A 26,790-nucleotide genomic window follows, 5' to 3' on the forward strand; every position below is an offset into this window, starting at 1 on the left:
TCGCCCGGGTTCTCAGCGCGCTCTCAGACTGCCATCATCGCGGGCCCATCAGGGGCTGTGAACCTCCTTCCCATGACACAGCCAGCGATGCGCCGGACCACGCGCCCCGTCCCGGTGGCCGGCGGCCGGGACCGGGCCGACACCGTGGTGAGGACCAGGCTCGTGGAGATCGTCGTACCCGTGTACAACGAGCAGCACTCGTTGGAGCGGTGCGTCCGTGAGCTGCACGCCTACCTGTCGGAGACGTTCCCGTACGACTACCTGATCACGGTGGCGGACAACGCCTCGATCGACGGCACCTGGGAGGTGGCCACCGCGCTCGCCGCCGAGCTCGGGCCGGTGCGCGCCGTGCACCTCGACCTGAAAGGGCGCGGGCGGGCGCTGCGGCAGGTGTGGGGCGACAGCGCGGCCGACGTGGTGGCGTACATGGACGTCGACCTGTCGACCGGGCTGGAGGCCTTCCTGCCGCTGGTCGCGCCGCTGCTGTCCGGGCACAGCGACCTGGCCATCGGCAGCCGGCTGCACCGGGGCTCGGCGGTGGTGCGCGGGCCCAAGCGGGAGTTCATCTCGCGCACCTACAACCTGCTGCTGCGGGCCACCATGGCGGCCAAGTTCTCCGACGCCCAGTGCGGGTTCAAGGCGGGCCGCACCGAGGTGGTCAAGCGGCTGCTGGAGCAGGTCGAGGACAACGCCTGGTTCTTCGACACCGAGCTGCTGCTGCTCGCCGAGGCCTCCGGGCTGCGGATCCACGAGGTGCCGGTGGACTGGGTGGACGACCCGGACAGCCGGGTCGACATCGTCCGCACGGTCGTCGACGACCTCAAGGGCATGGCCCGGGTGGCCCGGCGCACGCTGGCCGGCAAGGGCAGCGTCGACCTGCCGGACCGGGTGCGGCAGGCGCAGGTGCCGCCCGGGCTGGGCTGGCAGTCCGTCAGCTTCGCGGTGATCGGCGGCCTGTGCACGCTGGCGTACCTGCTGCTCTACCTGGGGCTGCGGCAGCCGCTGCCCGCGCTGGTGGCCAACGCGCTGGCGCTGGCCGTCACCGCGGTGTTCAACACCGCCGCGAACCGGCGCTTCACCTTCGGGGTGACGGGCCGTCGGGACGCCCTCAAGCACCAACTGGAGGGCGGACTGGCCTTCCTGGTCGGCCTGGTGCTCACCAGCGGCGCCGTCGCGGTGCTGCACGCGGCCTCGCCGGACGCCGGGCACGGGGTGGAGCTGGCGGTGCTGGTGGCGGCGAACGCGGCCGCCACGGTGGTGCGGTTCGTGCTGCTGCGGGTGTGGGTGTTCAACCCCCGGCGCGCGTAGGGAAGTTCACGAAAGCTCCCTGTCCCCTCCCCCCTCCGGGACAGGGCCGCGGGCCCGGACGCCGTTGTGGGACGGCGTCCGGGCCCGCTTCCGTTGCCCGGGGCAGCTTCCCCGCCACCAGCCGGTTGATGTCGCAACCTGCTTGTCGTGACTGCTGTTTGACGACTGGTCAGGATCGGAAATGGGCGGGAACGATCGCCCGCTGAGCAGGTCTGTTCCCGGGTGGTGCGTGTGCTACGTTCCCCGTCACAAGGGAAAATAGTGGACCCCGGCGGTGCTCTAACACCCCGGGGCCTGGCACCAGGAGTCGACAGCTCCCCATGCACGTTCATCGTAGCGCCCACGCGCGCAATTTCACCGTGCTGCCCAACGTGATGTTGCAGGACCGGCAGCTTTCCTACACCGCCCGCGGTCTGCTCGCGGATCTGCTCTCCCGGCCGGACGGCCGGCGGGAGGACGGCCGGAAGATGGCGGACAGCAGTCCGCAGGGCCGGCGGGCGATCTACAAGGCACTGAAGGAACTGGTGCGGGCCGGGTACTACCGGGTCGAGAAGATCAAGCTGGACGACGGCACGATCATCAGCGAGAACCACGTCTTCGACACCCCGCAGCTCCCGGGTGTCCCCATTGCGGGACCCGGCGCACCGGCCGCCCCCGTCGCCGAAGCCTTGACAAAGGACCCGGGCAAAGAACCCTCCCTCCCCGCACCGGAACCGGTGCAGCCGGTGGCACCGAGGGTGCTGGACGAGCGGGCCCGGGCGGCGGCGGCCCTGCTGCTGCAGGTGGTCCGGTCGGAGCCGCGCCTGCGGATCGGGCAGGCGGAGGCCGAGGGGCTGGCGCCGCTGGTCGTGCTGTGGCAGGAGCGCGGCGCCACCCCCGCCGACCTCGCCACCGCGCTGCTGCCCGGCCTGCCGGTGCCGCTGCACTCCCCGGTGGCCGTGCTCCGCGACCGGCTGCGCCGCAAGATGCCGCCGGTGCCCGCACCCCGGGCCGCGGCGGCCCGGTACAGCGAGTGCGGCAGCTGCCACGACCCCGTCCCCCGCCCGGGGATCTGCCTCTCCTGCGCGGGCCTGGCACCCCGAACACCCGCGGCGGGCAACAACGCGACCACCCGGGCGGGAATGGCCCGGGTGCGGGAGGCGATGCGGGCGGCGAAGGCCGCCCTGCCGCTGGGCCTGCCCGCCACCTTCACCGGGTAGGCCCAGCGGAGCGGGACCGGGTTACTTGCGGACCTCGACGGTGCGGAAGCGGTTGGCCACGAACGCGGCGTCGCAGTACGCCGAGTTGGCGGCCGGGTTGGCGCCGGTGCCGTGCAGGTCGGAGAAGCCGGCGGTCTGGTTGACGTAGACGCCGCCGGTCAGGTTGAGCGAGAGCGAGACGCCGGCGTCCAGGCAGGCCTCGACCAGGGCGGTCTCGACGGCCGGGTCGGTGGTGTAGGCACCGGCCGTCATCGCGCCGTGCTCGACGGTGGTGCGGCGCAGCAGCTCGACGGCGGCGGCGGTGGACTCCACGGCGACCGCGAAGGCCACCGGGCCGAAGCACTCGGCCAGGAAGCGGGCGCGGTCGTCCGGCTTGTCGGCGTCGGCCTTCACCAGGGCCGGGGTGCGGATGGTCGCGCCCGGGAACTCGGCGGAGGCCACCACCCGCGGGGCGAGCGCGAGTTCGCCGTACTCGCCGCCGGCCGCGGCGGCGCTGCGGGCCAGCACGCCCGGGTTGACCACGGCGCCCAGGACGGCGGCGGCCCGGGCGTCGTCGCCGAGCAGGCCCTCGACGGCGGCGGCCAGGTCGGCCACCACCTGCTCGTAGCTGCGCTCGCCGTCCTCGGTGCGGATGCCGGTGCGCGGGATCAGCAGGTTCTGCGGGGTGGTGCACATCTGGCCGCTGTACAGGCTGAGCGAGAACGCCAGGTTGTTCAGCATGCCGCGGTAGTCGTCGGTGGAGTCGAGGACGACGGTGTTCACGCCGGCCTTCTCGGTGTACACCAGCGCCTGCCGGGCGTTGTCCTCCAGCCAGTCGCCGAAGCCGGTGGAGCCGGTGTAGTCGATCAGCTTCACCTCCGGGCGCAGCGCCAGCACCTTGGCGGTGGCGGCGCCCTCCGGCTCGGCGGCCAGGCAGACCAGGTTCGGGTCGAAGCCGGTCTCGGCGAGCACCTCGCGGGCGATCCGCACGGTCAGCGCCAGCGGCAGCACCGCGCGCGGGTGCGGCTTGACCAGCACGCCGTTGCCGGTGGCCAGCGAGGCGAACAGGCCCGGGTAGCCGTTCCAGGTCGGGAAGGTGTTGCAGCCGACCAGCAGCGCGGTGCCGCGCGGCACGGCGGTGAACTCCTTGGTCATCACCAGGGGTTCGCGCTTGCCCTGGGGCTTGGTCCAGCTCGCCGAACGGGGCAGCCGGGTCTGCTCGGCGTACGCGTACGCCACCGCCTCCAGGCCGCGGTCCTGGGCGTGCGGGCCGCCGGCCTGGAAGGCCATGCCGTACGCCTGGCCGGTGGTGTGCATCACGGCCTGCGCGAACTCGTGCGAGCGGGCGTTGATCCGGGCCAGCACCTCCAGGCAGACCGCGGCCCGCTCGGCGGGGGTGGCCCGGGCCCAGCCGGGCCGGGCCGCCTCCAGCGCGCCGAGCAGCGCGTCCGGCTCGGCGTGCGGGTAGCCGATGCCCAGTTCGAGGCCGTACGGGGAGGTCTCGGAGCCGACCGGCGCGCTGCCGGCGGGGTGGCCGGGGAGGTCGAACTCCCGCCCCAGCAGGGCCTCGAAGGCGGCCTTGCCGTCGGCGGGGGCGCTCTCCCCGTAGGCCTTGGGGAACTCCGCGTACGGCGACCAGTAGTCGCGGGTGGCGATCGCGGCCAGGGCACGGTCGAGGGTGTCCTGGTGGCGGGCGAGCAGTTCGGCGACCGGCAGGGCAGGGGTCGCAGCGGCCATGGTGCGCTCCTCACGGGGGCGGGGCGGGACGCTCCTCAGCGTAACCGAACGATCGGTCGGTGCAAGGCCCCCGGCCCCGTCCCGTGCGCGGGGATGCCGGTTCAGCGCCGGAAGACCTGGTCCTCGGCGGGCGGGGCGGCCTGCACCGGCCGGTCGAAGTCGCCGAGCCGCACGGTCGTCGCGCCGGAGCCGCTCTCGGCGGCCAGCAGCCGGGGCTCGCCCTGGGCGGCGACGGCGTAGCGGACCGGGGTGCCGTCCCGGTCGGTCATCGTGACGACCACCGCCGCGGCCCCGTTGATCTGCTCGGTGCCCGCCTTGGCGAGGTCCCTGCCCGGGCTGCCGTCGGTGTCCAGGCCGACCTGCCGGGCCATCCGGACGCCCAGGTCGCAGAAGGAGGTGTAGTCCGGGACGCCGCCCTCCACCGGCAGCCACTTGCCGGCGGCCGCCGCGGGGGCGTCCGGCAGGGCGACCGCCAGGTAGTCCTTGTCCGGCCGGATCCAGGCCCGGCCGCCGCTGCGCAGCAGTTCCGCCGAGCCCTTGTCCCGCACGGTGAACCGGCCGGTGCAGGCGCCCGCGCCGTCCTCGGCGAAGGTGCCGTTGAACGGGCCGTCCCGGTGGCCGGGGACGCTGACGGTCAGGGTCAGGCCGGTCAGCGCGGCGCCCGCGGCCCGCGACCCGGCCACGACGTCCGCCACCGGCAGGTCGGCCAGCGGGGTGCCGGTCGGGGCCGGGGCGGCGGCGGAGGGCGCGGCGGGGGCGGACGGGGCGGCGGCGCCCTTCTCGTGGTCCGGCCCGCAGGCCGTCAGCGCGCACAGGGCGAGGGCGGACAGGGCGGTGGCGGCCAGCGGCCGGCGGGTGCGCATCGCGTGGTTCCTCGGGGGGCGTGGGGGAGGACGAAGAGCCCGGAACGCGCGAGTGTGGCAGGAAGGGGGCGGCTCCGCGCACCGGAGCCGCCCCCTTCAGGTGTTCTTGACCGTCCTTTAGGGATCCTTACGGGATGCCCAGTTCGAACAGGACGTAGCCGGCGTACCAGCCGGAGGCCACCGCGACGGTGCCCAGGGTGAACGCGAGGGAGGCCCGGGAGAGCCGCTTGAGGGCGACCGCGATCGGCAGGAAGAGCGGGAAGCAGGGCAGCAGGTAGCGGGAGGTGTTGCCGAAGATCTGCTGGCTGCCGAGGACCAGCACCAGGGTGATGCCGGTGTAGACGAGCAGGAAGACCGGCGGGCGCATCCGGACCAGCAGGAAGATCAGGATCGGCAGCGAGAACACCAGGAACAGCGCGATCAGGTCCTCGGTGGGGTAGCCGAAGATGTAGTCGTGGTGCCCGAACAGCAGGTTCGTGATCACGTTGCCGGTGTGCTTGCCCCAGTCGAAGAAGTGCAGCCAGGCACCGCGCTGGAGGTCGAAGTAGGCGGTCATGCTGCCCATCCGCCAGCTGGCCCAGGCGATGTAGCCGGCGAACCCGAGCGGGGCGATCACCAGGGCGGCCAGCGGGCCGAGCACGCCGTCGCGGCGCTTCCACAGCGCGATCAGCGCGGCCACCCCGACGCCCGCGGCGAGCGCGGCCGAGGTCGGCCGGTTCAGCCCGGCGACGAAGGAGGTGACGCCCGCGGCCAGCCAGTTGCGGGTCATCACGAAGTAGCAGGCCCAGGCGGCCAGCGCGACGAACAGCGAGTCCGAGTAGACCGCCCACTCGACGCCGGAGCCGGGGAACACGCCCCAGACGGCGGCGGCGATCACCGCGGCCCGGTGGCCCGCGATCAGCTTGGCCACCGCGTAGATGCCGGCCGCCGCGACGAACGAGGACAGCACCGAGACCACGATGCCCGCGCCCAGCGAGTTCAGGCCGGTCACCGCGGAGACCATCTTGATCATGCCGGGGTAGAGCGGGAAGAACGCGACCGAGTTCTGCTCCAGCGTCCACGGGCCGGAGGTGGACGGCAGCAGCTTCGGGTCGTAGCCGTTCTGCGCGACCTGCTGGTACCACCAGCCGTCCCAGCCGCCGAGCACGTCCCAGACGTTCTTGCCGCCGCCGAACCGCGGGTCCTTCGTCAGGTACTCCCCGGACCAGGACAGCAGCCACATGAAAGAGGTGAAGGCGATCAGCCGGACCGCCGCGAACGCCGCCAGGGCCGGCCCGTACTCGGCCAGGACGTGCCGCAGCCAGGCGCGGGGGCCGGCGGCGGGCGCGTCGCCGTCCACGGGCGGATCGGGTCGCTCGACCACTTCGGTGTCGGGGCTCGCTGCCATCTCCATCAGGTCCTGTCTGGGTCTCGGGCCCCGCCGGGCCGCCCGGGTGCTCGGGCGAGCCTACGGTACGTACCGCTGGTCTGTACCTGACGGGACGGCCACCTGACTACACTCCCCACCATCGGACGGACGACACCCAGCGGCGGGAGAGACACATGAGTGCACCTGCACCGGAGGGCACCCTGCTGTCGGTGGTCGTCCCGATGTACAACGAGGAGGACGCCCTCCCCGCCTTCGCCGCCCGGATGCGCCCGGTGCTGGACGGCCTCGGCGCCCGCTACGAGGTGCTCGCCGTCGACGACGGCAGCGCCGACAAGACCGCCGCCCTGCTGCGCGACCTGGCCGCCGACTGGCCCGAGCTGCGGATGGTCCGGCTGCGCCGCAACGGCGGCCACCAGGCCGCGCTGACCGCCGGGCTGGACCACGCCGTCGGCGCCTACGTGGCCAGCATCGACGCCGACCTGCAGGACCCGCCGGAGAAGATCCCCGAGATGCTGGAACTGGCCCGCGCCGAGGGCCTGGACATCGTCTACGGGGTGCGCGAGGACCGCTCCACCGACACCGGCTTCAAGCGCTGGACGGCCGGCGGCTACTACTGGCTGATCCGCCGCCTGGTGGGGCAGCAGGTGCCGTCCAACGCGGGGGACTTCCGGCTGCTCAGCCGGGAGGCCGTCGAGGCGCTCAAGGAACTGCCGGACCAGCAGCAGCGGGTCTACCGGCTGCTGGTGCCCTGGCTGGGCTTCCCCAGCGGCGAGGTGCGCTACGTGCGCGAGGAGCGGGTCGCCGGGAGCACCAAGTACCCGCTGACCAAGATGGTCCGGCTCGCCCTGGACAGCGTCACCGGCTTCTCCGCCGCCCCGCTGCGGCTGGCCACCTGGCTCGGCACCGTCGCCTTCTTCACCTGCCTGCTGCTGCTGGCCTTCTGCCTGACCGTCTACCTGTTCGGCGCCACCGTGCCCGGCTGGACCTCGCTCTTCGTCGGCCTGCTGTTCATCGGCGGGGTGCAGCTGATCTGCGTCGGCCTGCTCGGCGAGTACGTGGCCCGGATCTACACCTCGGTGCAGCGCCGGCCCGCCTACTTCGTCGCCGAGGACACCGCGGGACCGGCCGCCCCCGCCGCCCGGGCCACCCCCGCCGCGGCCCCCGCCGCCCGGGCCGCGGCCGACCGCGACCCCGCCGGGCGGCCCGGGGCCTGAGGGCACCCGCCGGGGCGGGACGGGCGGGCGCCGGGGATACTCGACGCATGGCCGATCACCCCGCGCGCGCCGCCTACACCGTCGAATCGCTGCTCGCCGTCACCGTGCGGGTCTTCAACGAACGCGGCTACGACGGCACTTCGATGGAGGACCTGTCCAGGGCCGCCGGGATCTCCAAGTCCTCGATCTACCACCACGTGCGCGGCAAGGAGGAACTGCTGCGCCTCGCCGTCGGCCGGGCCCTGGACGCGCTGTTCACGATCCTGGAGGAGCCGGAAGCCACCGCGGGCCGCCCGGTGGACCGGCTGGAGCACGTGGTGCGCCGCACCGCCGAGGTGCTGCTGGCCGAACTGCCGTACGTGACGCTGCTGCTGCGGGTGCGCGGCAACACCGCCACCGAGCAGTGGGCGCTGGAGCGGCGGCGCGACTTCGACCACCGGGTCGCCGAACTGGTCCAGGACGCTGTCACCGCCGGGCAGTTGCGCGCCGACGTCGAACCCCGGCTGGCCACCCGGCTGCTGTTCGGCACGGTCAACTCGCTGGTCGAGTGGTACCGGCCCGGCCAGCGCGGCGCCGAGCACCTGCCCGACGCGGTCGCCCGGTTCGCCTTCGAGGGGCTGCGCGCCCGGTGAGCGGGCCGAAGGAAGCGAAGGAGCTGCGCCGGCGGCTGGCCTGGTGGGCCCGGGAGAACGACCGGGTGGCCGTGCTCGGCCCGGACCGCGGGCTCGACCACGGACGGCTGTGCTGGGACGCGCTGGAGCCGACCGGGCTGCTGCACCCGCACTGCGGGCACTGCCGCGACCACGGCGGCCCGCGCACCGACCGGGAGCTGCACGAGCGGCTGGAGGTGCGCGTCCCGGCGGCGCGGGCGGCGGACTGGATGGCCGCCACGCTCTGGCAGGACCTGGTGTTCCGCTCCGACGCCGGACCGGACCCGAGGGCGGTGGCGGACGCCGGGGCGCTGGTCGCGCTGCTCGGCCCGGACGCCGACTGGCGGGCCAACGGCCACGCCGCGCACCCCGCGCCCGGCGGGGCCCACCGCGGCTGGCGGTCCGTCACCGAGTGCACCTTCGACGCGGCGCTGGTCGGCATCGGCGGCGGGTACGCCGTGGTGGTGGTCGCGGTCGGCGAGGACTGAGCGGCCGGCGAGGACTGAGCGGTCGACGCGGCCGGCCAGGACTGAGCGGCCGGATCCGGGACGGCGGTCCTACAGCCCGTCGGCCGGGATCTGGTCGGTCTCCTCGAACACCAGCATGGTGCGGGTGCCCAGCACCTCCGGGATGGACTGGATGCTGCCCAGCACCAGCTCGCGCAGCGCCCGGTTGTCGTCGGTGTGGACCAGCATCAGCACGTCGTAGTCGCCGCCGACCAGCGCGATGTGCGCCACCCCGGGCAGCCGCAGCAGCTGCTCGCGCACGGTGCGCCAGGAGTTCTGCACGATCCGCAGCGTGACGTACGCGGAGGCGGCCTGGCCGGCCTTCTCGTGGTCGACCCGGGCGGTGAAGCCGCGGATCACCCCGTCCTCGACCATCCTGGAGATCCGGGCGTACGCGTTCGCCCGGGACACGTGCACCCGCTCGGCCACCGAGCGGATCGAGGCGCGGCCGTCCTGCCGCAGCAGCCGCAGGATCGACCGGTCGACGCGGTCGAGTCTGGACACCTGTTCAGCCGACATGGCCCCCCATCCCTCGTGATTGGACGTGCTGGCCCCAGCAGACCTCCCTTTCGGCCGACTGTCCACCGTCTTGACGGGGATATGGTCAAGATGAACAGACGACCGAACAATCGGTAGGGAGCCCCCACCACCCCGGAGGTGCCCGAGATGACCGTCCTGGACCACAGGAACCAGCCCGCCGAGGCCGACACCGTCCCCGGCTGGCGCCCCGGCGCCACCGCGCCCCGCACCGACCCCGCCCCGCTGCTGCCCGACACCGAGCCGCACCGGGTCCTGGGCACCCCCGCCGCCGACGCGGCCGACCCCGAGCTGCTGCGCGAGCTGTACCGGCGGCTGGTCGCCGGCCGCCGCTACAACCAGCAGGCCACCACCCTCACCAAGCAGGGCCGGCTCGCCGTCTACCCGGCGTCCACCGGCCAGGAGGGCTGCCAGGTGGCCGCCGCGCTCGCGCTGCGCCCCCAGGACTGGCTGTTCCCGTCCTACCGGGACACCCTCGCCGTGGTCGCCCGCGGCGTCGACCCGCTGCAGGCGCTCACCCTGCTGCGCGGCGACGCGCACACCGGCTACGACCCGCGCGCCACCCGCACCGCCCCGCTGTGCACCCCGCTGGCCACCCAGGTCCCGCACGCCGTCGGCCTGGCGCACGCCGCCCGGCTGGCCGGCGACGACACGGTCGCGCTGGCCCTGCTCGGCGACGGCGGCACCAGCGAGGGCGACTTCCACGAGGGCCTGAACTTCGCCGCCGTGCTGCACGTCCCCGTGGTGTTCCTGGTGCAGAACAACGGCTACGCGATCTCCGTCCCGCTGACCCGGCAGTCCGCCGCGCCGACCCTGGCCCACAAGGCGGTCGGCTACGGCATGCCCGGCCGACTGGTCGACGGCAACGACGCGCTCGCCGTGCACCAGGTGCTCACCGAGGCCGTCGAGCGGGCCCGCTCCGGCGGCGGCCCCACCCTGGTCGAGGCGCTCACCTACCGCATCGAGGCGCACACCAACGCCGACGACGCCACCCGCTACCGGCACGCCGAGGAGGTCGAGGCCTGGCAGCAGCACGACCCGGTCCGGCTGCTGGAGGACGCCCTGCGCGGGCGCGGCCTGCTCGACGAGCAGCTGGTCGCCGACGCCGCCGAGCAGGCCGAGCAGCTGGCCGCCCGGATGCGCGCCGAGTTCCACGCCGACCCCGAACTGGACCCGATGTCGCTGTTCGCGCACGTCTACGCCGAACCCACCCAGCAGTTGCGCGAGCAGGCCGCGCAGCTGGCCGCCGAGCTCGCCGCGGAGGCCGAGGTGCAGGGCCGATGACCACCGCCACCCGCGAGCAGTCCGGCCGCGACCAGCACGGTCTGCGCACCGGCACCATGGCGCAGGCCCTGAACCTCGCGCTGCGCGACGCCATGCACGCCGACAAGACCGTGCACGTGCTCGGCGAGGACGTCGGCGCGCTCGGCGGCGTCTTCCGGATCACCGACGGCCTGACCGCCGAGTTCGGCTCCGACCGCTGCCTGGACACCCCGCTGGCCGAGGCCGGCATCCTCGGCACCGCCGTCGGCATGGCCATGTACGGGCTGCGACCGGTGGTCGAGATGCAGTTCGACGCCTTCGCCTACCCGGCCATGGAGCAGCTGTTCTCGCACGTCGCCAAGATGCGCAACCGCACCGCCGGGAAGCTCCCGCTGCCGATCACCGTCCGGATCCCGTACGGCGGCGGCATCGGCGGCGTCGAGCACCACAGCGACGCCTCCGAGGCGTACTACGCGCACACCCCCGGCCTGCACGTGGTCACCCCCGGCACCGTCGCCGACGCGTACGGGCTGCTGCGGGAGGCGATCGCCTCGGACGACCCGGTGGTGTTCCTGGAGCCCAAGCGGCTCTACTGGGGCAAGGCCGAGTGGGACCCGGCCACGGCCGTCGCGCCGATCGGGAAGGCCGTGCTGCGCCGCCCCGGGACCTCGGCGGTGCTGGTCACCTACGGGCCCTCGCTGCCGGTCTGCCTGGAGGCCGCCGAGGCCGCGAAGGCCGAGGGCTGGGACCTGGCGGTGCTCGACCTGCGCTCGCTGGTGCCGTTCGACGAGGCCACCGCCTGCGAGGTGGTCCGCTCGCTGGGCCGGGCCGTGGTGGTGCACGAGGCGGCCGGCTTCGGCGGGGCCGGGGCGGAGATCGCCGCCCGGCTGACCGAGAAGTGCTTCCACCACCTGGCCGCGCCGGTGCTGCGGGTCACCGGCTTCGACATCCCGTACCCGCCGCCGATGCTGGAGCACCACCACCTGCCCGGGGTGGACCGGATCCTGGACGCGGTCGCACGGCTGCAGTGGGAGGAGTGATGGCGGTGGCGGTGGTCCGCGAGTTCACGCTGCCCGACCTCGGTGAGGGACTCACCGGGGCGGAAGTGGTGCGCTGGATGGTCGAGGTCGGCGAGGTGATCGCCGTCGACCAGCCGGTGGTGGAGGTGGAGACCGCCAAGGCGGTGGTCGAGGTGCCCTGCCCGTACGGCGGGGTGGTGACCGCGCGGTACGGCGAGGTCGGGCAGGAGGTGCCGGTCGGCGCCCCGCTGGTGACCGTCGCGGTGGCGCCCGGGCCCGGGGACTCCGGGGGCGGCGGCGAGCCCGCGGTGGAGCGGCCGCTGGTCGGCTACGGCGTCGCCGAGGCCCGGCGGGCCGGACGGCGGCGGGTGCTGCCCGGGGCGCTCCGGCCGCCCCGGCCGTACCCGCTGCGGCTGCGGCTCCGGCTCCGGTCGCCCCGGTGGCGGCGGCTCCGGTGGCGGCGGCTCCGGCCTTGGTGGCGGTGATCTCGCCGCTGGTGCGCCGGATCGCCCGGGAGCACGGGCTGGACCTGGCCGCGGTGGCCGGCAGCGGCCCGGACGGGCTGGTCACCCGGCGGGACGTGGAGCGGGCGATCGAGGCAACTGCGGCCCCCGAGCCGGTCGTTGTTCCACGTGGAACCGGACCGGACGAGGAGCTGGTGCCGCTGCGCGGGCTGCGCCGGGCGGTGGCCGAGAAGCTCACCCGCAGTCACCGGGAGATCCCCGCCGCGACCTGCTGGGTGGACGCGGACGCCACCGAACTGATGGCGCTGCGGGCCCAGTTGAACCAGGTGCCGGGACCGAAGGTGAGCGTGCTGGCGCTGCTGGCCCGGATCTGCCTGGCCGGGCTGGAGCGCTTCCCCGAGCTGAACGCGAGCGTCGAGGGCGAGGCGGTGCGCCGGCACCGCGCCGTGCACCTGGGCTTCGCGGCGCAGGGCCCGCGCGGCCTGCTGGTGCCGGTGGTCCGGGACGCCCGGCAGTTCGGCACCGAGCGGCTCTCGGCGGAGCTGGCCCGGCTGACCGAGGGGGCCCGGTCGGGCAGCCTGGGCCCGGCGGAGCTGACCGGCGGGACGTTCACGCTGAACAACTACGGCGTGTTCGGGGTGGACGGCTCGACGCCGCTGCTCAACCACCCGGAGGCGGCGATGCTCGGGGTGGGCCGGATCACCCCCAAACCGTGGGTGCACGAGGGGGAGTTGGCGGTCCGCCAGGTCACCCAGCTGTCCTTCACCTTCGACCACCGGGTCTGCGACGGCGGCACGGCCGGCGGCTTCCTGCGGTTCGTCGCGGACTGCGTGGAGCGCCCGGGGACGCTGCTGCGGGCGCTGTAGGAGCGCTGTGGGAGCGCGGTAGGACGCGGCGGGCGAGGGTAGCGGGTGGACGGCCCGGGTGTCCGGGGTTCGCCGGATTCTTCGGACGATCTGTCCGGTCGGTGTCACTGTGCTGGTGCGTCAGTACACAGGCCGATCGGAAGCGAAACGATTCTCTTGAGCACTCGTCAGCTCGTCCTGGGGAGCCGGTCGTCGAAGGACGGGGACCCGACGGCCCCGACGGCCCCGGAGCAGCGGGAGCCGTCGGGCCCGGCGGAGCAGCCCCCGGCCGCGGCGGTGTTCCCGGCCGTCTCGCCGTCCGCGCTCCCGTTCCCGGTGGGGCCGGTGGCACCGGTGGTGCCGGTGGGCGCGGCGGGGCTGGTGCCGGTGCCGGCCGTCCCGGCGAAGCCGACCTGGGCGCCGACGGTGCCCGCGACGGCTGCTCCGGCACCGTCCGCGCCGCTGTTGCGGCAGGCCCCGGCGCCGGCGCTGAACCGGGTCGGCCCGGACGACCGGTGGAGCCGGGCCTGGGGGTGCCGGCGGCCGTCGAGCCGCCGCCCGCGCTGGAGCCGGCCGGGGCGGCCGGGCCGGTGCCGGAGCCGCCGGGGGCCGAGGACCTGGTGCTGGTGCGGGCCGCCCTGGCCGCGGTGGCGGCGGACGCGGACCGGGCGATGGCGCACTTCCACGCGCTGGTGTTCCTCCGCCACCCGGAGCTGCGGGCGATGTTCCCGGCGGCGATGGACGAGCAGCGCACCCGGCTGTTCCGGGCACTGCGGCTGTGCGCGTCCCGGGCGGGCGACCCGGTGGCGCTGCGGGAGTACCTGGGCCCGCTGGGGCGGCGGCACCGCAAGTACGGGGCGCTGCCCCGGTACTACGCCTCGGCGGCGGACTGCCTGGTGGCGGCGCTGGCCCGGTACGGCGGCAGCGGCTGGGACGGGCGGACCGAGGCGGCCTGGCGGCGGCTGCTGGCGCTGGTGGCCCGGCTGATGGCGGAGGGCGCGGACGAGGAGGCCCGTTCGGCCCCGCCGTGGTGGCAGGCCGAGGTGGTGGAGCACCGCCGGGCCACCCGGGACGTCGCGGTGCTGACGCTCCGTCCGGACCAGGCGTACCCGTTCCGGGCCGGGCAGTGGGCGGCGGTGGAGACGCCGTGGTGGCCGCGGGTGTGGCGGCCGTACTCGTTCGGTTCGGCGCCGCGGGCGGACGGGCTGCTGACGCTGCACGTGAAGGCGGTGCAGGCGGGCTGGGTGAGCAACGCGCTGGTGCACCGGGCGCGGCCGGGCGACGTGCTGCGGCTGGGGGCGGCGGAGGGCGCGATGACGGTGGACCACGCGGCGGGGGAGGACCTGCTCTGCCTGGGCGGCGGCACCGGGATCGGGCCGGTCGCGGCGCTGGTCGAGGAGGTCGCCGAGCGGGGGGCGGCCGGGCGGCGGGTGGAGGTGTTCTACGGGGCGCGGCGGGCCGCCGAGCTGTACCGGCTGGAGGAGCTGCGCGAACTGGCCTCCCGGCACTCCTGGCTGACGGTGCGTCCGGTGGTGTCGGAGCCGGCGGGCGCACCGGCCGGGGCGCTGGTCGGGGACCTGCCGGAGGTGGTGGCCCGGTACGCGCCCTGGCACGGCTTCGCGGCGTACCTGAGCGGCCCGGCGGCGATGGTGCGGGCCGGGGCGGCGGTGCTGCGGCGCTGCGGGGTGCCGGAGGGGAGCGTCCGGCACGACCTGGCGGCGCGGGCGGACTGAGGGCGGTCAGCCCAGGTCGGGGGCGAGCAGGGCGCGGACGCCCTCGATGTTGGCGGCGAGGTAGGCGCGCAGGCTGGGAGGGACGACGTTGACCGAGGTGACGCCCTCGCGGGTGAAGGGGACCCGGACGATCGCGTACTCGCCGTTGGGCTGCTCGACCTCGGGGCCGTGCCGGCGGGACGCGTCCAGCGCGGCGAGCCGGCAGACGAAGAAGTGCTGCACCTTGACGCCGTGCGGGTGCGCGGGGGTGCCGTCCTCGTGGTGGGAGTGCGCGACGGTGTCGACGAAGGCGGGCACCACGTCGGTGACCTTGCCGCCCAACTCCTCGTCCACCTCGCGGTGCAGGGCGGCGACCACCGTCGGGTCGGTGGGCTCGACGCCGCCGCCGGGGGTGATCCAGTACGGGTGCGGGGAGCCGGGGCGGACCCGGCGGATCAGCACCAGCGAGGCGGGCGCGTGCGGGTCGTCCGGGTCGACCTCCAGCAGGATCGCGCGGGCGGTGCGTTTGACGACAGGACGGACCGGGCCCGACATGGCTGCCACCTCCGGGGCGCGAGCGTTGTGCGGGAGTCTCCCGCGCGGCGGCGGGCGCGAAACTCGCACAGGGGGACGAATCGGAGGTACCTGTTCCGCCGGACGGGTGGAACGGCGGGTCCGGGAGTGTCAGGAGGTGGCGAGGGGTGCGGCCGCTGTGGATCTTCGATTCGACCGGTCGGGCGGGCCAGCGCCTCGCAAGGTGTCGATTCGGTCGGTCGCATGCCTTCGAATGGAAGGTGAATTGCCTGATGTGTGGGGCATTGTCATTGCAGCGGTGCCCGCCCTGTGCTCAAATGTCCGCCTGCCGGGCGGACTCGGAGCACCCTCCTCCGAGCGCCATTCGACGCCCGGGGGATGGGGATGAGCATGCACCGGACCGGGCGACCGGCAGGGCGGACCACGGCCCCCGCGGCCGACGGCGCGATACGCGCGCCGCGGGCGCCCACCCTGATCACCTCGGTGCAGCGCGCCCTGCGCCTGCTGGAGGCGGTCGGCTCGCACGTCCACGGCGCCACCGCCAAGCAGCTCGCCCGCTCCGCCGGACTGCCCCTCGGCACCACCTACCACCTGCTGCGCACCCTCACCCACGAGGGCTACCTGCGGCGCGAGGACGGCCGGTTCTACTACGGCGACTCGGTCGGCGGGATCAGCCGCGCCGACACCCGGCAGTCCGAACGCGTCCGCCTGCACGGGCGGATGGAGGAGCTGCGCGACGAACTCGGCGCCGCCGTCTACTACGCGGTCTACCAGGACGGCGAGGTGCGGCTGGTCGACGTGGTCTCCGGCGCCGGGCAGCCGCAGGTCGAGGAGTGGGCGGACTTCCGCGCCACCGCGCACGCGCACGCCATCGGGCTCTGCCTGCTCTCCCAACTCGGCTCCGAGGAACGGCTCGACCACCTCTCCCGGTACCGCCCCGCCGCCCTCACCCCCTCGACCTCCGGCGACGTCCGCACCGTGCTGCGCCGGCTGGAGCGGGTCCGGCCGACCATGCCGGTGCTGGAGCGCCAGGAGTACGCGCTCGGCACGGTCTGCGCGGCCGTGCCGATCACCGTCGGCTCGGTGGTCGCCACCATGGCCATCTCGCTCCCGCTGGAGCAGGGCGACCGGCTAGGCCCCGCCGCGGCCCGGCTGCGCTGCCTGGTCGGCGCGATGTTCCCGGCGTTCGTCCGGGGCGGCGGGGGCGGTGCGGTGGGGTGATTCCGTGTGCGGTTCGTTCACCATTTGAAAAAGCGGACCTTGTCCGCATCGGCCGCAAACGTGGACGATGGGCGTCGAACAGGGAATCAGGGGACAAAGAACCACAGACGCAGCCACCCGTCCGCAGGGACCCGCACGGCCCTCGGCGCACCGTGCGGGCAGAACGAGAGGTACTGGCGCATGCACAACACGGTCCGAGCCCGGATGGCGATGCACCTCGTGGTGTCGAGCGAGCTCTCCTTCCGCATCGCGGTCGACCTGGACTACGACGGCGACGACCCGTTCGCCGTCCGCCTCACCTTCCACCTGCCCGGCGACGAGCCGGTCACCTGGGTCTTCGCCCGGGAGCTGCTGGTGGACGGGACCGGCCGGCCCACCGGCGAGGGCGACGTGCACGTCCACCCGGCCGACGAGGACCTCGGCGCGACCTGCGTCGTGCTGCGCTCCCCCGCCGGCGACGCCCTGCTGCGGGCGGCCACCGCGCCGCTGCTGGCCTTTCTGGCCCGCACCGACCGGCTGGTGCCGATGGGCCAGGAGCTGTCCGGCGGGGAGCTGGACGAGGAACTGGCCTCGATCCTCTCCGGCACCGGACACGAGAACGCGGGCTGACCCCGGGTGCGTTCCGCGGGCGGCCCGGCGTCGGCGGGCCGCCCGCGGGCGGTCAGTCCTCCTTGAGCGCCAGGTTGAGGCCCCAGGACACCAGGCTGATGATCAGCGCGCCGAGCAGCGCCGACCAGAAGCCCTCGACGTGGAAGTCCAGGCTCAGCTTGTCCGAGGCCCAGGAGGTCAGCCAGAGCATCAGGGCGTTGATCACGAAGGTGATCAGCCCCAGCGTGAGGAAGAACAGCGGCAGCGAGAACAGCTTCACCAGCGGCTTGATCAGGAAGTTGATCACCCCGAAGACCAGGGCGACCCCGATCACGGTGAGCGCCTTGTGCTGCCAGTCGTCCCCCGAGAGCGTGATCCCGGTGACGATCCAGGCGGCGACCCAGATGGCCGCCGCGTTGACGAGCGTTTTGATCACGAAATTCTTCATGCTGCGGATGGTGGCAGGCCCGGACGGCCGCGCGGAAGCTCTCCGGGACGGTGTTGTTGAATGGGGCCCGACCCGGGAGAGGAGCCGAGCCCCCGATGAAACTGTTCCGGCTGGACGAACTCGACGCCGAGCGCGCCGGGAACGACGGCGCGTACCTGCGCTTCCTGAAGCAGCCGACGATGTCCGCCGGCCTGTACGCGCTCTCCCCCGGCGACACCGACCCGCAGACCCCGCACGCCCAGGACGAGATCTACCTGGTGGTCAGCGGCCGGGCCGAGCTCACCGTCGGCCGGGAGACCGCCACGGTCGGGCGCGGCAGCGTGGTGTTCGTCCCCGCCGGGACGGAGCACCGCTTCCACCACATCACCGAGGAACTGCGGGTGCTGGTGGTCTTCTCCCCGCCGGAGGACTGACCCGTGCCGAGGCCGCACCCGCGCAGGAGGACGAACCCGTGAAGCTCACCGACGAACTGTGGGCGGCCGCCGAGCCGACCTACCGCCGGATCCTCGACCACCCCTTCCTGCTCGGCCTCGCCGACGGCACCCTCCCGCGCGCTGCGTTCCGGCACTTCGTCGTCCAGGACTCCCACTACCTGCGCGACTACGCCCGGGCGCTGGCCGTCTGCGCCGCCAAGGCCCCCGGCGAGGACGAGGTGCTGGCCTTCTGCAACGACGCGGTCGGCGCTATCGCCGCCGAGCAGGAGATGCACGGCGAGTTCATGTCCGCGCTCGGCGGCGGCGCCGAGGGCGACGAGGTGGTGCGGCCCACCACCCGGGCCTACACCTCCTACCTGCTGGCCACCGCGTACGGCGGCTCCTTCGCCGAGGCGCTCGGCGCCGTCCTGCCCTGCTACTGGATCTACGCCCGGGTCGGCGAGGAGCTGGCCCGCCGCTCCTCCCCCGAGCCGCTCTACGCCAAGTGGATCGCCGCCTACGGCGACGAGGGCTTCCAGAGCGTGGTGCGCCGCGTCCTGGACCTCACCGACCGGATCGGCGCGGAGCTGTCCGCGGCCGAACGGCGGCGCGTGGTCGAGCACTTCACCACCACCTCGCGCTACGAGTGGATGTTCTGGGACGCCGCCTGGCGCGGCGAGACCTGGCCGGTCTGAGGGTTCTCCCGGGGCCGCGCCCGGCCGGGACTCAGGGAAGGATCTCCGGGTTCTCTCCGGGCCGGTCCCCCTCGATTTCGGCTCCCGGCGCCGCCTACGATCGAAGTGTCGAGATCGAGGGAGCGGGAACGCAGCCGGAACCACCGGCACCGACCCCGAGGGGAGAAGGTACGGACATGGCCGAGCTCTGGAAGTCGCTGCCCTCGTGGGTGCGCAACATCGTGGTCCCGATCCTGCTGCTGGTGATCGCCTGGAAGATCTTCTGGACCATCGTCGGCGTGGTCGCCGGCATCGTGGGCTTCGCCATCAACGTGCTGGTCCTGGTCGGCATCGCCGCCGCCGTGGTGATCCTGATCAAGAAGGCCGCCAAGAACTAGCCGGCCCGGTAGCCGGCCCGGCTGCCGAGGGCAGCGAGGTAGTCGTCGAGGTCCCGGCCCGGGGTGAAGCCCCGGGACCGGGACTTCCGCGTGTCCAGCACCACCCGGTGCGCGAGCTGGTCCAGCGCGTACCGGGTCGGCTGCGGGCGCCGGCCGACCGCGAGCGCCGCCAGCCCGGGCGGCACGTGCAGCAGCCGGGCCCGGCGGCCGTGCGCCGCCAGCACCCGGCGCAGCGCCGCGTCCCGCCGGTACGGGGCCCGGTCGGCGACGTTGTACGCGCCCGGCGGCCAGCCCGCCGCCGCCAGGCACGCCTCGGCCAGGTTCTCCACCGCGGTCAGGCTCAACTCGACGTCCCCGCCCGGCAGCGCCAGCACCCCGTACCGCACCGACGCCAGCAGCCGCGGCACCAGGTGCGGGTCCCCCGGTCCGTACACCGCGCGCGGGCGCAGCACGACGGCGCCGGCGGCGAGCGCGAGGGCGTCCGCGCGGGACTTCGTCCGGCCGTAGGCGTTCAAGTGCCCTGCGGCGGTGGGGTGCTGCTCGCCGACCAGGGACCGGTCCGGGCGGGGGTCGTAGACGCTGGCGCTGCTCACGAACACGAAGGGCGTGCCGGCGGCGGCCGCCAGCAGGCGTTCGGTGGCCCGCACGTTGACGGTGTGCTGGTGCCGTTCGGCGGGGGAGCCCGGCGGGTGGTCGCCGACGGCCGCGGCGCAGTGCACCACGAGGTCCGCCGCGCGCAGTTCGGGCGGGGCGGGGGCGTCGGCGGCGGCGTCCCACGGCACGTGCACGCCGTGCCGGGCGGGGCGGCGGCCGAGCGCGAGCACCCGGTGGCCGCGGGCGGTGGCGAGGGCGGCGAGGTGTCCGCCGCAGAAGCCGGTGGCGCCGGTCAGGGCGAGGGTCAGCGGGGGCACGGGGGCTCCTCCGGGCGGGCGGGTACCGGGCGGGTGGTGGCCGGGCGGACGAGGGCCGGGCGGACGGGGGCCGGGCGGGTGGGTACCGGGGGTTTCGCTGCGGGCGCCGCGAGGACACAGCTGCGGTAGGAGGGCAGGGCGCTGCCGGGGTGCGGGGCGGTGCGCAGGACGCGGGGGGCGTGCGGGGCCAGGGTGCCGAGCAGCAGGGCGAGTTGGGCGCGGGCCAGGCCGGCGCCCGGGCAGGTGTGCGGGCCGAAGCCGAACGGGGCCCGGGCGGCGTGCGGGTGGGCGGGGGCGTCGCGGTGGGCCTCGGCGGCGTGCCGGGCGACCAGCAGGAGGCGGTCGCCGCGGCGGATCCGGTGGCCGAGGACGGTGGCGTCGGCGGCCGCGGCCCGGGGCAGGACCGGGGAGGCGGCGGTGCGGCGGAGCAACTCGGCGGCCAGCGCCGGGGCGTCCTCGCGGGCGCGGTCCCAGAGCTGCTCGCGGGCGCACCAGGCGGCGGCCCGGGGCAGCGCGGCGAGGGTGGTGTTGACGGCGGCGACGGCGAGCATCGCGTCGCGCGGGTCGGGCAGCAGCAGCCGGAGCCGCTCGGCGGCCGCCCGGGCCCGGCGGGCGCCGCCCGGACGGGGCAGCAGGGCGGGCAGGTGCGCGCGGGCGGTGGCGGCCGCGGCGCGTTCGGCGGCGCGGGCGAGACGGACCGGGTCGGCGTCGCTGCCGGTGAGCGCGGCGGCCGTCGCCCCGGCCAGTTCGCGGACGGCGGGGACCAGGTCGACCGGCGCGGTGAGGCCGGCCAGGTGCCGGTCCAGGATCCGCCGCCAGTCCGGCTCCAGCGCGGCCGCCCCCGCCGGGCCCAGCAGGGCGGCCAACTCCCGTCGGGCGGCGCGGTGTTCGGCTCCCTGCTGGTCGAAGAGCAGGCTGCCGCCGGTGAGCCGGGCGGCGGTGCCGCCGGTGGTGTGCTCGGCCGTCCGGTCGAGCGGCACCCGGGTGAGCACCTCGCGGTAGGCGTCCGGGTGGTGCACCAGCACGGTGCGGCCGAGCCGGAGCACCGGCCGGTGCCGGGTCGCGGCGAGCAGGGCGAACAGCAGCGGGTGGCTGCGCAGGTACACCGCGCGGTCGGCGCGGCGGGCGGGGGTCAACGGGCGCTCCGGGGGCGGGACTTGGTGGGGATGCGAGTCAACGGGCGCTCCGGGCGGTGGGCTTGGCGAGGTGGCGGTGGGCAGGGGGCGACGGGCGCTCCGGGGGCGGGGTCAACGGGTGCTCCGGGTGGGGGACTTGGCGAGGTGGGTGGCGCAGTAGTGGGCGGCGGCGGTGCGGTCGGGTTTGCGGGAGCGGCCGGTCAGCGGGACGGGGCCGAGCAGCAGGGCGTCGGGGCGGGCGGTGCCCATCCGGTCGAGCGGGGCGCGCAGGGCGGCGCGCAGCCGGTGGCGGTCGGCGCCGGGGCGGGGCTGGACCAGGGCGACCAGCTGCTCGTCGCCGTCCGGGCCGGGGACGCCGACCAGGACGGCGAGTTCGACGTCCGGCAGGTGCAGGGACGGCTCGTACAGGCCCGGGTAGATGTTCTCGGCGCGGCGCAGCACCATGTCCTTGAGCCGGCCCGCCAGCACGATCCGCCCGTCCGGGTCGAGGCGGGCCCGGTCGCCGGTGCGCACCCACGGGTCCGGGTCCTCGCCGAGGTAGCGGTCGCGGGCGGACGGGGCGGCGAGCAGGAGTTCGCCGTCCGCGCCGAGCCGGGTGCGGACGCCCGGCAGCGGGTGGCCGAGCAGGTCGCCCGGGCCGTCGTGGGCGCTCTTGTCGCGCTCCTCGACGGCCGCGGCCGGGAACAGTTCGGTCAGCGCGTACACCCCCCACGCCTCGCTCGCCCCCGCCTGCTTCGCCCGGCGCAGCAGCGCGGCGTCGGCGGGTGCGGAGCCGGTCCAGACCCGGCCGGTGAGCCGGCGCAGCGGTCGGAGCTGAGGAGGCGTCAGGTAGGTCTCGTCCGGGGCGAGCCGGTCGAGCTGGCGCTGCAGGACGGCGGCGCGGCGGGCCGGCAGGGCGGCGATCGCGCCCGCGGCCAGCGCCGGGACCAGCACGAACGTCGTCCCGCCCAGCACCGTCCGCCCCGGGCGGGGGCGCACCAGCGCGTCGACGGCCCGCATCCCGGCGGCCAGCGAGGCCCGCGAGTGCACCACCGCGCGCGGCGCGGAGGTGGTGCCGGAGGTGAACACGATCACCGCGTCGCCGTCCCCCTCGTACGGGGCCGGGGCGGGCGCCGGGTGCGCGGCCAGCGACCGGGCGCACCACGGGTGCCGGGGGCCGACGGTCGCCACCGGTGCCAGCGCCTCCAGCGGCGGCAGCTCCAGGTGGGCCCGGCGGGCCAGCGGACGGGCCCACCCCGCGACGGCCTGCGCGGCGGCGTCGGCCAGGACCAGCGCGGGCGGGGCCAGCGCGAGCCGGGCCCGCAGCACCTCCGGGCCGGCGCCCGGGTCGAGCACCGCGCTGCGCAGGCCCAGCCGGTGCGCGGCCAGCAGCACCGCGAGGGCCCGCGGGCCGGGACGCACCGCGACGCCCAGGGTGTCGCCCGGGCGCAGGCCGTGGACGTGGTGCAGGGCGGCGGCGTACTGCTCGGCGAGGGCGGCGAGTTCGCCGCAGCGGGCGAGGACGCGGGGGCTGCCGCCGCGGGTGGTGCCGAGCAGGGCCGGACGCGAGGCGCCTTCGCGCAGGGTGCGGGCGAGCTGGTCGAGCACGGCGGGGTCCTTTCGGGGTGCTGTTCTGACAGGCCCTCAGCAGCATGGGCTCTTCGGTGGGCTCCGGCCTCCAGCAGCATCGACCCGCCGTTCCCCGGGCCCCCGGTGGGGCGCTGTCCGGTGGGGCGCTGTCCGGCGGGGCTGTCCGGCGGGGCCGCTGGTCATCTGACGTCGGCGTTGCGGTGGCCGGGGCCGCGTTCGAGGTACCAGCGGGCGGTGCCGCGCAGGCCGTAGGCGCGGATGCGGCGGGTGGAGTTCTGGACGACCATGTCGGGGCGGTGGACGATCGCGGTGGTGTGGCGGCGGATCCGGTTGATGAAGGCGCGGTCGGTGGGGGAGGGGCGGCGGGGCATGCCGTCGGTGGCGAGGTAGAGGTCGGCGGTGATGGCCATGTTGTTGCCGGCGTGCATGCGGTAGGGGGTGAGGTAGCCGTGGCGGCGGCGGTGGGCGGGGCGGATCCGGCCGAAGAGGGCGCCGAGGGCGACCAGGGTGCGGAAGGCGGCGCGGCCGAGCGGGCCGTGCTCGTCGCGGCGGGCGGTGACGCGGCCGCAGACCAGGCCGCCGGAGGCCCGCAGGGCGGTGCGGGCGGCGCCGGCCCAGCCGGGTTCGGGGAGGCAGTCGGCGTCGGTGCGGGCGAGCAGGGTGGCGCCGTGGTCGATGGCGTAGCGGAAGCCGGTGTCGACGGCGCAGCCGACGCCCTTCTCGGGTTCGACCAGCAGGTGGACCGGGAAGGGGGCGGTGCGGGCGAAGGCGAGCACCTGGTCGGGGGTGGTGTCGGTGGAGCCGTTGTCGACGACCAGCAGGGTGAAGTCGCGGTCGTGCTGGGCGGCGAGGGCGCGCAGGGTGGCGTCGATCCGGGCGGCCTCCTGGTAGGCGGGGACGATCACCCACAGCTCGGTCACGACTTCTCCCAGACCATCGTCATCAGGCTGACGCCGCCGCCGAGGCCGACCATCAGGACGCGGTCGCCGGTCTCCAGCTCCGGCATGACGCGGTCGAGTTGGACGCCGATGGTGGCGGAGGCCAGGTTGCCGAGTTCGGGGACGGTGACGACCAGCTTGCCGGCGGGGACGCCGGTGAGCTCCACGAAGCGCTCCAGGTACGGCAGCGTGACCTGGTGGACCAGGATCCGGGCGTAGGCGTCCCAGCCGAGGCCGGTGCGGGCGGCGACCCGGGTGAGGATGTCGGCGCCGATCTGCTCGAAGACGCCGCGCAGCTCCTTGCCGCCGCCGCGGAAGTAGCTCCACTCGTCGCCGCGCGGGTGGCGGGAGCCGCCGCCGGGGATGCCGCCGACCTCCCAGTGCTCGGAGGCGGTCTGGGTCTCGACGTCGAGGATGCCGCCGCGGTCGACCCGTTCGACCAAGACGGCGGCGGCGCCGTCGCCGAAGGTGTAGCCGGCGAAGCCCGCGCGGAACTCGGCGAGCCCGGACGGGTCGCGGCGCATGGCCCGGCTGGGGGTCTCGCCGGTGACCACCAGGGCGCGGGTGGCGCGGCCGGCCAGGATCATCGCGCGGGCGGTGTCGATGCCGTTGAGGAAGCTGTTGCAGGCGTTGGACACGTCCAACGCGTGGGCGCGGGAGCCGAGTTCGGCCTGGACGAGGTGGGCGGTGGCGGGTTCGCAGACGTCCCGGGAGGCGGAGGCGAACAGCAGCAGGTCGAGGTCGGCGGGTTCCAGTCCGCGGGCGGCCAGGGCCCGGCGGGCGGCGCCGAGGGCGAGCGTGGAGGGGTGCTCGTCGGGTCCGGCGAAGCGGCGGGTGCGGATGCCGGTGGCCTTCTCGAACATGCCGTCGGGCAGCGGCAGGCGGGCGCCGGCCGCCACCTCGTCCTGCAACTGCCGTGAGGTGACGGTCCGTTGCGGGAGGTGGGAGCCGACGGCGGTGATTCCGACGCGGGGCAGCAGGTCCATGCTCCGATGCTGGCGCGGGGGCGGTGGAGGGGGCGTGAGTACGGGTACTCAGCTGCTGCCCGGGATTGCGGAGACGATGCGTCGGTACGCAGGGGCACCGGGCGGGGGCGCCGGGCGGGAACGGCGCGGCCCGTACGGCGGTGGTGCTGCCGTACGGGCCGGGTGCTGCCGGTGTCCCGGCGGTGCGTCAGTTGCCGCTGTCGGCCTGCACCGGGATGACCTGGGTGGCCGGGGCGGCCGGGGCGGGCTCCGCCGGGGCCTCGGCGGGGGCACTGGTGTTCATCGAGGTGAGCAGCTGGCGGGCCAGGCCGAGGCCGGTGCCGCCCATGGTGAGCGCCTTGGCGAACATCTCGGACATGCCCTCGGCGCCGTTCAGCAGCACCATGTGCTCGACGTTGCCGAAGGCGTCCGCGCCGGCCCGGACGATGGCGGGCCAGTTCTCGGCCAACTGCTGGGCGACGACGGCTTCCTGGTTCTCGGCGAGGGCCGCGGCGCGGGCCTTGATGCCCTCGGCCTCGGCCAGGCCCTGGGCCCGGGTGGCCTCGGCCTCGGCGAGGCCCTTGGCGCGGGCGGCCTCGGCCTCGGCCAGGCCCTTGGCGGCCTCGGCGGCGGCCTGGGCCTCACCGGTGGCGCGGGTGGCCTCGGCGGCGGCCAGGCCGCGGGCCTTGGTGGCCTCGGCCTCGGCGGCCGCGGCGACCTTGACCCGGTTGGCCTCGGCGGCGGTCTTCAGCTCGGTCTCCCGGGAGAGCGCCTCGGCGGCGGAGATCCGGGCGTCGCGGTCGGCCTCGGCCTTGGTGCGGGTCTCGTACGCGCGGGCGTCGGCGGGCTTGCGGACGTCGGCCTGGAGCTGCTGCTCCTTGCGGTGCGCCTCCAGTTCGGCGACCTTGGTCTCCTGGACCACGACCTCCTGCCGGGCGGCGGCCTGGGCGAGCGGGCCGGCCTGCAGCGCGCGGGCCGCGGCGGTGTCCATCTCGGCCTGGTAACCGGCCTGCTGGATACCGGAGTTGCGGGTCGCCTCGGCCTTGCGGGCGAACGCCTCCTGCTCGGCCTCGGTGGCCCGGCGGTCGGCCTCGGCGGCCGCGATCCGGGCGTCGCGCTGGACGGCGGCGGCGTGCGGGGCGGCCAGGTTGGTGATGTAGCCGGTCGGGTCCAGGATCTCCTGGATCTGCAGCGAGTCGATGATCAGGCCGAGCTTCTCCATCTCGATCCCCGAGGCGGAGCGGGTCTCCCCGGTGAGCCGCTCGCGGTCGCGGATCATGTCCTCGACGGTCAGCCCGCCGACGATGGAGCGCAGGTGGCCGGCGAACACGTTGTGCACCCGCTGGCCCATCATCTTCTGCTGGTCCAGGAAGCGGCGGGCGGCGTTGGCGATGGACGACGGGTCGTCGCCGACCTTGAAGATGACCACGCCCTTGACGTGGACCGGAATGCCCTGCGAGGTCACGCACTCGACGTCCAGCGCGGCCTCGTTGAGGTCCAGCGACAGCCGGCGCACCGCCTGGACACCGGGCACCACGAAGGTCCCCCGTCCGGTGACCACGCGGAAGCCGAGGCCCTCGCCGTGCTTGGAACCCGAGATGACCAGCGCCTCGTTCGGTTCCGCCACCCGCCACATCAACTTGAACAGCAGGATCAGCAGAACGATGCCGGCGACGACTCCCCCGGCGATGCCGATGAGCATCGGGAACTCCCCCTTCGTGGCACACCGGTCCGTGGCTGCGCAGGGTGGTGCAGTTGTGGGCGCGGAATCCGGTGGCAGCGGCATTCTCCGCCGCCCGGCGGCGGGGTGGAAGGCCCCGCACCCGTGGGAACTGTCACTGTCTCGAAACAATTGCAAAGGGTTTGCAAAGCCCCGCTGAGGTGTAGTCAGAAGGGCTCGACGTACACCGTGCGCGGTGGCTGGTAATCGACCACCACCACCATGCTGCCCGGCTCCAGCGGATCACCCGGGACGGCCCGGTACGCCAGGAACGCCTCGCTGCCCAGGCGTTCGGGAACGCTCACCATCACCTCGCCGACCAGGCCCGCGCCGATCCGCCCCGTCACCCGCCCCACCAGTCCGATCACCCCGGCGATTCTTCCACCCCGCACGCCGCCCGCACAGGCCGGGCGCACGCCCCGCACCCGGGGTGCGCCCTGGACCGTCCGCGCCCGGTGCCCTACGGTGAGCAGCGGACGCAGGCGCAAACGCCTGCGCGGAACGGGAGCTCGGAGCACCGGGCTGAGAGGGCGCTGACGGTACGCGGGCCCGCGTACCACCTGCTGCGCCGACCGCAGGAACCTGACCGGGTAATGCCGGCGTAGGGAGT

27 protein-coding genes and 1 pseudogene are annotated in these 26,790 nt (G+C 75.1%); 14 read left to right on the forward strand and 14 right to left on the reverse strand.

The window, feature by feature from the left end; genetic code table 11:
• Positions 1-72 precede the first annotated feature (72 nt).
• Together OU787_RS16440 and OU787_RS16445 are read left to right on the forward strand one after the other, a co-directional pair.
• Positions 73-1,308 carry a dolichyl-phosphate beta-glucosyltransferase gene (locus tag OU787_RS16440; RefSeq protein ID WP_327059390.1) on the forward strand — a complete coding sequence of 412 codons (1,236 nt, stop codon included), beginning with the start codon at positions 73-75 and terminating at the stop codon, positions 1,306-1,308.
• Between the two features lie 320 nt (positions 1,309-1,628).
• Positions 1,629-2,507, forward strand: a complete 879-nt coding sequence (locus OU787_RS16445; protein ID WP_268659782.1) for a hypothetical protein — start codon at positions 1,629-1,631, stop codon at positions 2,505-2,507.
• A 21-nt stretch (positions 2,508-2,528) separates the two neighbouring features.
• Here the strand turns inward: OU787_RS16445 and paaN are convergent, their stop codons facing one another.
• The 3 genes from paaN to OU787_RS16460 form a co-directional block, all read right to left on the reverse strand.
• Positions 2,529-4,223: a phenylacetic acid degradation protein PaaN gene (paaN, locus tag OU787_RS16450; RefSeq protein ID WP_268659783.1), complete on the reverse strand. Its 1,695-nt coding sequence runs from the start codon at positions 4,221-4,223 to the stop codon at positions 2,529-2,531.
• Positions 4,224-4,324: 101 nt separating this feature from the next.
• On the reverse strand, positions 4,325-5,086 hold the full coding sequence (locus tag OU787_RS16455; RefSeq protein ID WP_268659784.1) for a hypothetical protein: 762 nt from the start codon (positions 5,084-5,086) through the stop codon (positions 4,325-4,327).
• A gap of 127 nt (positions 5,087-5,213) precedes the next feature.
• Positions 5,214-6,479 (reverse strand): glycosyltransferase family 39 protein, encoded by a 1,266-nt coding sequence (locus OU787_RS16460; protein ID WP_030462988.1) that lies wholly within the window; start codon positions 6,477-6,479, stop codon positions 5,214-5,216.
• Positions 6,480-6,628: 149 nt separating this feature from the next.
• On the opposite strand from OU787_RS16460, the gene OU787_RS16465 reads away from it, so the two are divergent.
• The 3 genes from OU787_RS16465 to OU787_RS16475 are packed head-to-tail and all read left to right on the forward strand — an operon-like array spanning position 6,629 to position 8,807.
• On the forward strand, positions 6,629-7,669 hold the full coding sequence (locus tag OU787_RS16465) for a glycosyltransferase family 2 protein (RefSeq protein ID WP_268659785.1): 1,041 nt from the start codon (positions 6,629-6,631) through the stop codon (positions 7,667-7,669).
• A 47-nt stretch (positions 7,670-7,716) separates the two neighbouring features.
• Positions 7,717-8,301 (forward strand): TetR/AcrR family transcriptional regulator, encoded by a 585-nt coding sequence (locus OU787_RS16470; RefSeq protein WP_030462990.1) that lies wholly within the window; start codon positions 7,717-7,719, stop codon positions 8,299-8,301.
• Positions 8,298-8,807, forward strand: a complete 510-nt coding sequence (locus OU787_RS16475) for a hypothetical protein (protein WP_268659786.1) — start codon at positions 8,298-8,300, stop codon at positions 8,805-8,807. The genes OU787_RS16470 and OU787_RS16475 overlap by 4 nt, the downstream gene beginning before the upstream one ends.
• 69 nt (positions 8,808-8,876) lie before the next feature.
• Here OU787_RS16475 and OU787_RS16480 read toward each other — a convergent pair whose 3' ends face one another.
• Complete coding sequence (locus OU787_RS16480; protein WP_030462992.1) at positions 8,877-9,344, reverse strand: Lrp/AsnC family transcriptional regulator; 468 nt, start codon at positions 9,342-9,344, stop codon at positions 8,877-8,879.
• Positions 9,345-9,491: 147 nt separating this feature from the next.
• On the opposite strand from OU787_RS16480, the gene pdhA reads away from it, so the two are divergent.
• From pdhA to OU787_RS16495, 3 genes and pseudogenes are all read left to right on the forward strand, one after another.
• On the forward strand, positions 9,492-10,646 hold the full coding sequence (pdhA, locus tag OU787_RS16485; protein WP_442788481.1) for a pyruvate dehydrogenase (acetyl-transferring) E1 component subunit alpha: 1,155 nt from the start codon (positions 9,492-9,494) through the stop codon (positions 10,644-10,646).
• Positions 10,643-11,665 carry an alpha-ketoacid dehydrogenase subunit beta gene (locus tag OU787_RS16490; RefSeq protein ID WP_268659788.1) on the forward strand — a complete coding sequence of 341 codons (1,023 nt, stop codon included), beginning with the start codon at positions 10,643-10,645 and terminating at the stop codon, positions 11,663-11,665. The genes pdhA and OU787_RS16490 overlap by 4 nt, the downstream gene beginning before the upstream one ends.
• Positions 11,665-12,974 (forward strand): annotated as a pseudogene (locus tag OU787_RS16495) (dihydrolipoamide acetyltransferase family protein). The gene OU787_RS16490 and the pseudogene OU787_RS16495 overlap by 1 nt, the downstream one beginning before the upstream one ends.
• 167 nt (positions 12,975-13,141) lie before the next feature.
• On the opposite strand, the gene OU787_RS16500 reads toward OU787_RS16495, so the two are convergent.
• Positions 13,142-13,639 (reverse strand): hypothetical protein, encoded by a 498-nt coding sequence (locus OU787_RS16500; protein WP_268659789.1) that lies wholly within the window; start codon positions 13,637-13,639, stop codon positions 13,142-13,144.
• Between OU787_RS16500 and OU787_RS16505 the strand changes: the two genes are divergently transcribed.
• Positions 13,625-14,686 carry a globin domain-containing protein gene (locus OU787_RS16505; protein WP_268659790.1) on the forward strand — a complete coding sequence of 354 codons (1,062 nt, stop codon included), beginning with the start codon at positions 13,625-13,627 and terminating at the stop codon, positions 14,684-14,686. The two genes, OU787_RS16500 and OU787_RS16505, sit on opposite strands and share 15 nt — an antisense overlap.
• Before the next feature lie 6 nt (positions 14,687-14,692).
• On the opposite strand, the gene OU787_RS16510 is transcribed toward OU787_RS16505, so the two are convergent.
• The gene (locus tag OU787_RS16510; protein WP_268659791.1) at positions 14,693-15,220 is read right to left on the reverse strand and encodes an NUDIX domain-containing protein; all 528 of its coding nucleotides are present in this window, start codon (positions 15,218-15,220) and stop codon (positions 14,693-14,695) included.
• A gap of 363 nt (positions 15,221-15,583) precedes the next feature.
• Between OU787_RS16510 and OU787_RS16515 the strand changes: the two genes are divergently transcribed.
• Complete coding sequence (locus tag OU787_RS16515) at positions 15,584-16,420, forward strand: IclR family transcriptional regulator (protein ID WP_268659792.1); 837 nt, start codon at positions 15,584-15,586, stop codon at positions 16,418-16,420.
• Positions 16,421-16,600: 180 nt separating this feature from the next.
• Complete coding sequence (locus tag OU787_RS16520) at positions 16,601-17,029, forward strand: SsgA family sporulation/cell division regulator (protein ID WP_268659793.1); 429 nt, start codon at positions 16,601-16,603, stop codon at positions 17,027-17,029.
• Positions 17,030-17,081: 52 nt separating this feature from the next.
• Here OU787_RS16520 and OU787_RS16525 read toward each other — a convergent pair whose 3' ends face one another.
• The gene (locus OU787_RS16525; protein ID WP_030463000.1) at positions 17,082-17,456 is read right to left on the reverse strand and encodes a phage holin family protein; all 375 of its coding nucleotides are present in this window, start codon (positions 17,454-17,456) and stop codon (positions 17,082-17,084) included.
• Positions 17,457-17,551: 95 nt separating this feature from the next.
• On the opposite strand from OU787_RS16525, the gene OU787_RS16530 reads away from it, so the two are divergent.
• The 3 genes from OU787_RS16530 to OU787_RS16540 all read left to right on the forward strand — a co-directional run bounded on the left by OU787_RS16530 (position 17,552) and on the right by OU787_RS16540 (position 18,941).
• Positions 17,552-17,869 (forward strand): cupin domain-containing protein, encoded by a 318-nt coding sequence (locus tag OU787_RS16530; protein ID WP_268659794.1) that lies wholly within the window; start codon positions 17,552-17,554, stop codon positions 17,867-17,869.
• Between the two features lie 38 nt (positions 17,870-17,907).
• Positions 17,908-18,564, forward strand: coding sequence for a thiaminase II (gene tenA / locus OU787_RS16535; RefSeq protein ID WP_268659795.1), 657 nt, complete (start codon positions 17,908-17,910; stop codon positions 18,562-18,564).
• Between the two features lie 176 nt (positions 18,565-18,740).
• Positions 18,741-18,941: a DUF5326 family protein gene (locus OU787_RS16540; protein ID WP_030463003.1), complete on the forward strand. Its 201-nt coding sequence runs from the start codon at positions 18,741-18,743 to the stop codon at positions 18,939-18,941.
• Here OU787_RS16540 and OU787_RS16545 read toward each other — a convergent pair.
• The 7 genes from OU787_RS16545 to OU787_RS16575 form a co-directional block, all read right to left on the reverse strand.
• Positions 18,938-19,852 carry an NAD-dependent epimerase/dehydratase family protein gene (locus OU787_RS16545; protein ID WP_268659796.1) on the reverse strand — a complete coding sequence of 305 codons (915 nt, stop codon included), beginning with the start codon at positions 19,850-19,852 and terminating at the stop codon, positions 18,938-18,940. The genes OU787_RS16540 and OU787_RS16545 overlap by 4 nt on opposite strands.
• Positions 19,840-20,988, reverse strand: coding sequence for a cytochrome P450 (locus OU787_RS16550; RefSeq protein ID WP_268659797.1), 1,149 nt, complete (start codon positions 20,986-20,988; stop codon positions 19,840-19,842). Before OU787_RS16550 ends, OU787_RS16545 begins: the two co-directional genes overlap by 13 nt.
• A gap of 111 nt (positions 20,989-21,099) precedes the next feature.
• A complete protein-coding gene (locus OU787_RS16555; protein WP_035954836.1) occupies positions 21,100-22,575 on the reverse strand; it encodes an AMP-binding protein in 1,476 nt (491 codons plus the stop codon).
• A gap of 161 nt (positions 22,576-22,736) precedes the next feature.
• A complete protein-coding gene (locus OU787_RS16560) occupies positions 22,737-23,477 on the reverse strand; it encodes a glycosyltransferase family A protein (protein WP_268659798.1) in 741 nt (246 codons plus the stop codon).
• A complete protein-coding gene (locus tag OU787_RS16565) occupies positions 23,474-24,481 on the reverse strand; it encodes a 3-oxoacyl-ACP synthase III family protein (RefSeq protein WP_268659799.1) in 1,008 nt (335 codons plus the stop codon). Before OU787_RS16565 ends, OU787_RS16560 begins: the two co-directional genes overlap by 4 nt.
• Before the next feature lie 187 nt (positions 24,482-24,668).
• A complete protein-coding gene (locus OU787_RS16570) occupies positions 24,669-26,162 on the reverse strand; it encodes a flotillin family protein (protein WP_268659800.1) in 1,494 nt (497 codons plus the stop codon).
• Positions 26,163-26,347: 185 nt separating this feature from the next.
• Positions 26,348-26,548, reverse strand: a complete 201-nt coding sequence (locus OU787_RS16575) for a hypothetical protein (RefSeq protein ID WP_030459568.1) — start codon at positions 26,546-26,548, stop codon at positions 26,348-26,350.
• Positions 26,549-26,790: the final 242 nt, after the last annotated feature.

The organism is Kitasatospora sp. YST-16, assembly GCF_026802215.1.
Classification (GTDB): domain Bacteria; phylum Actinomycetota; class Actinomycetes; order Streptomycetales; family Streptomycetaceae; genus Kitasatospora; species Kitasatospora cineracea.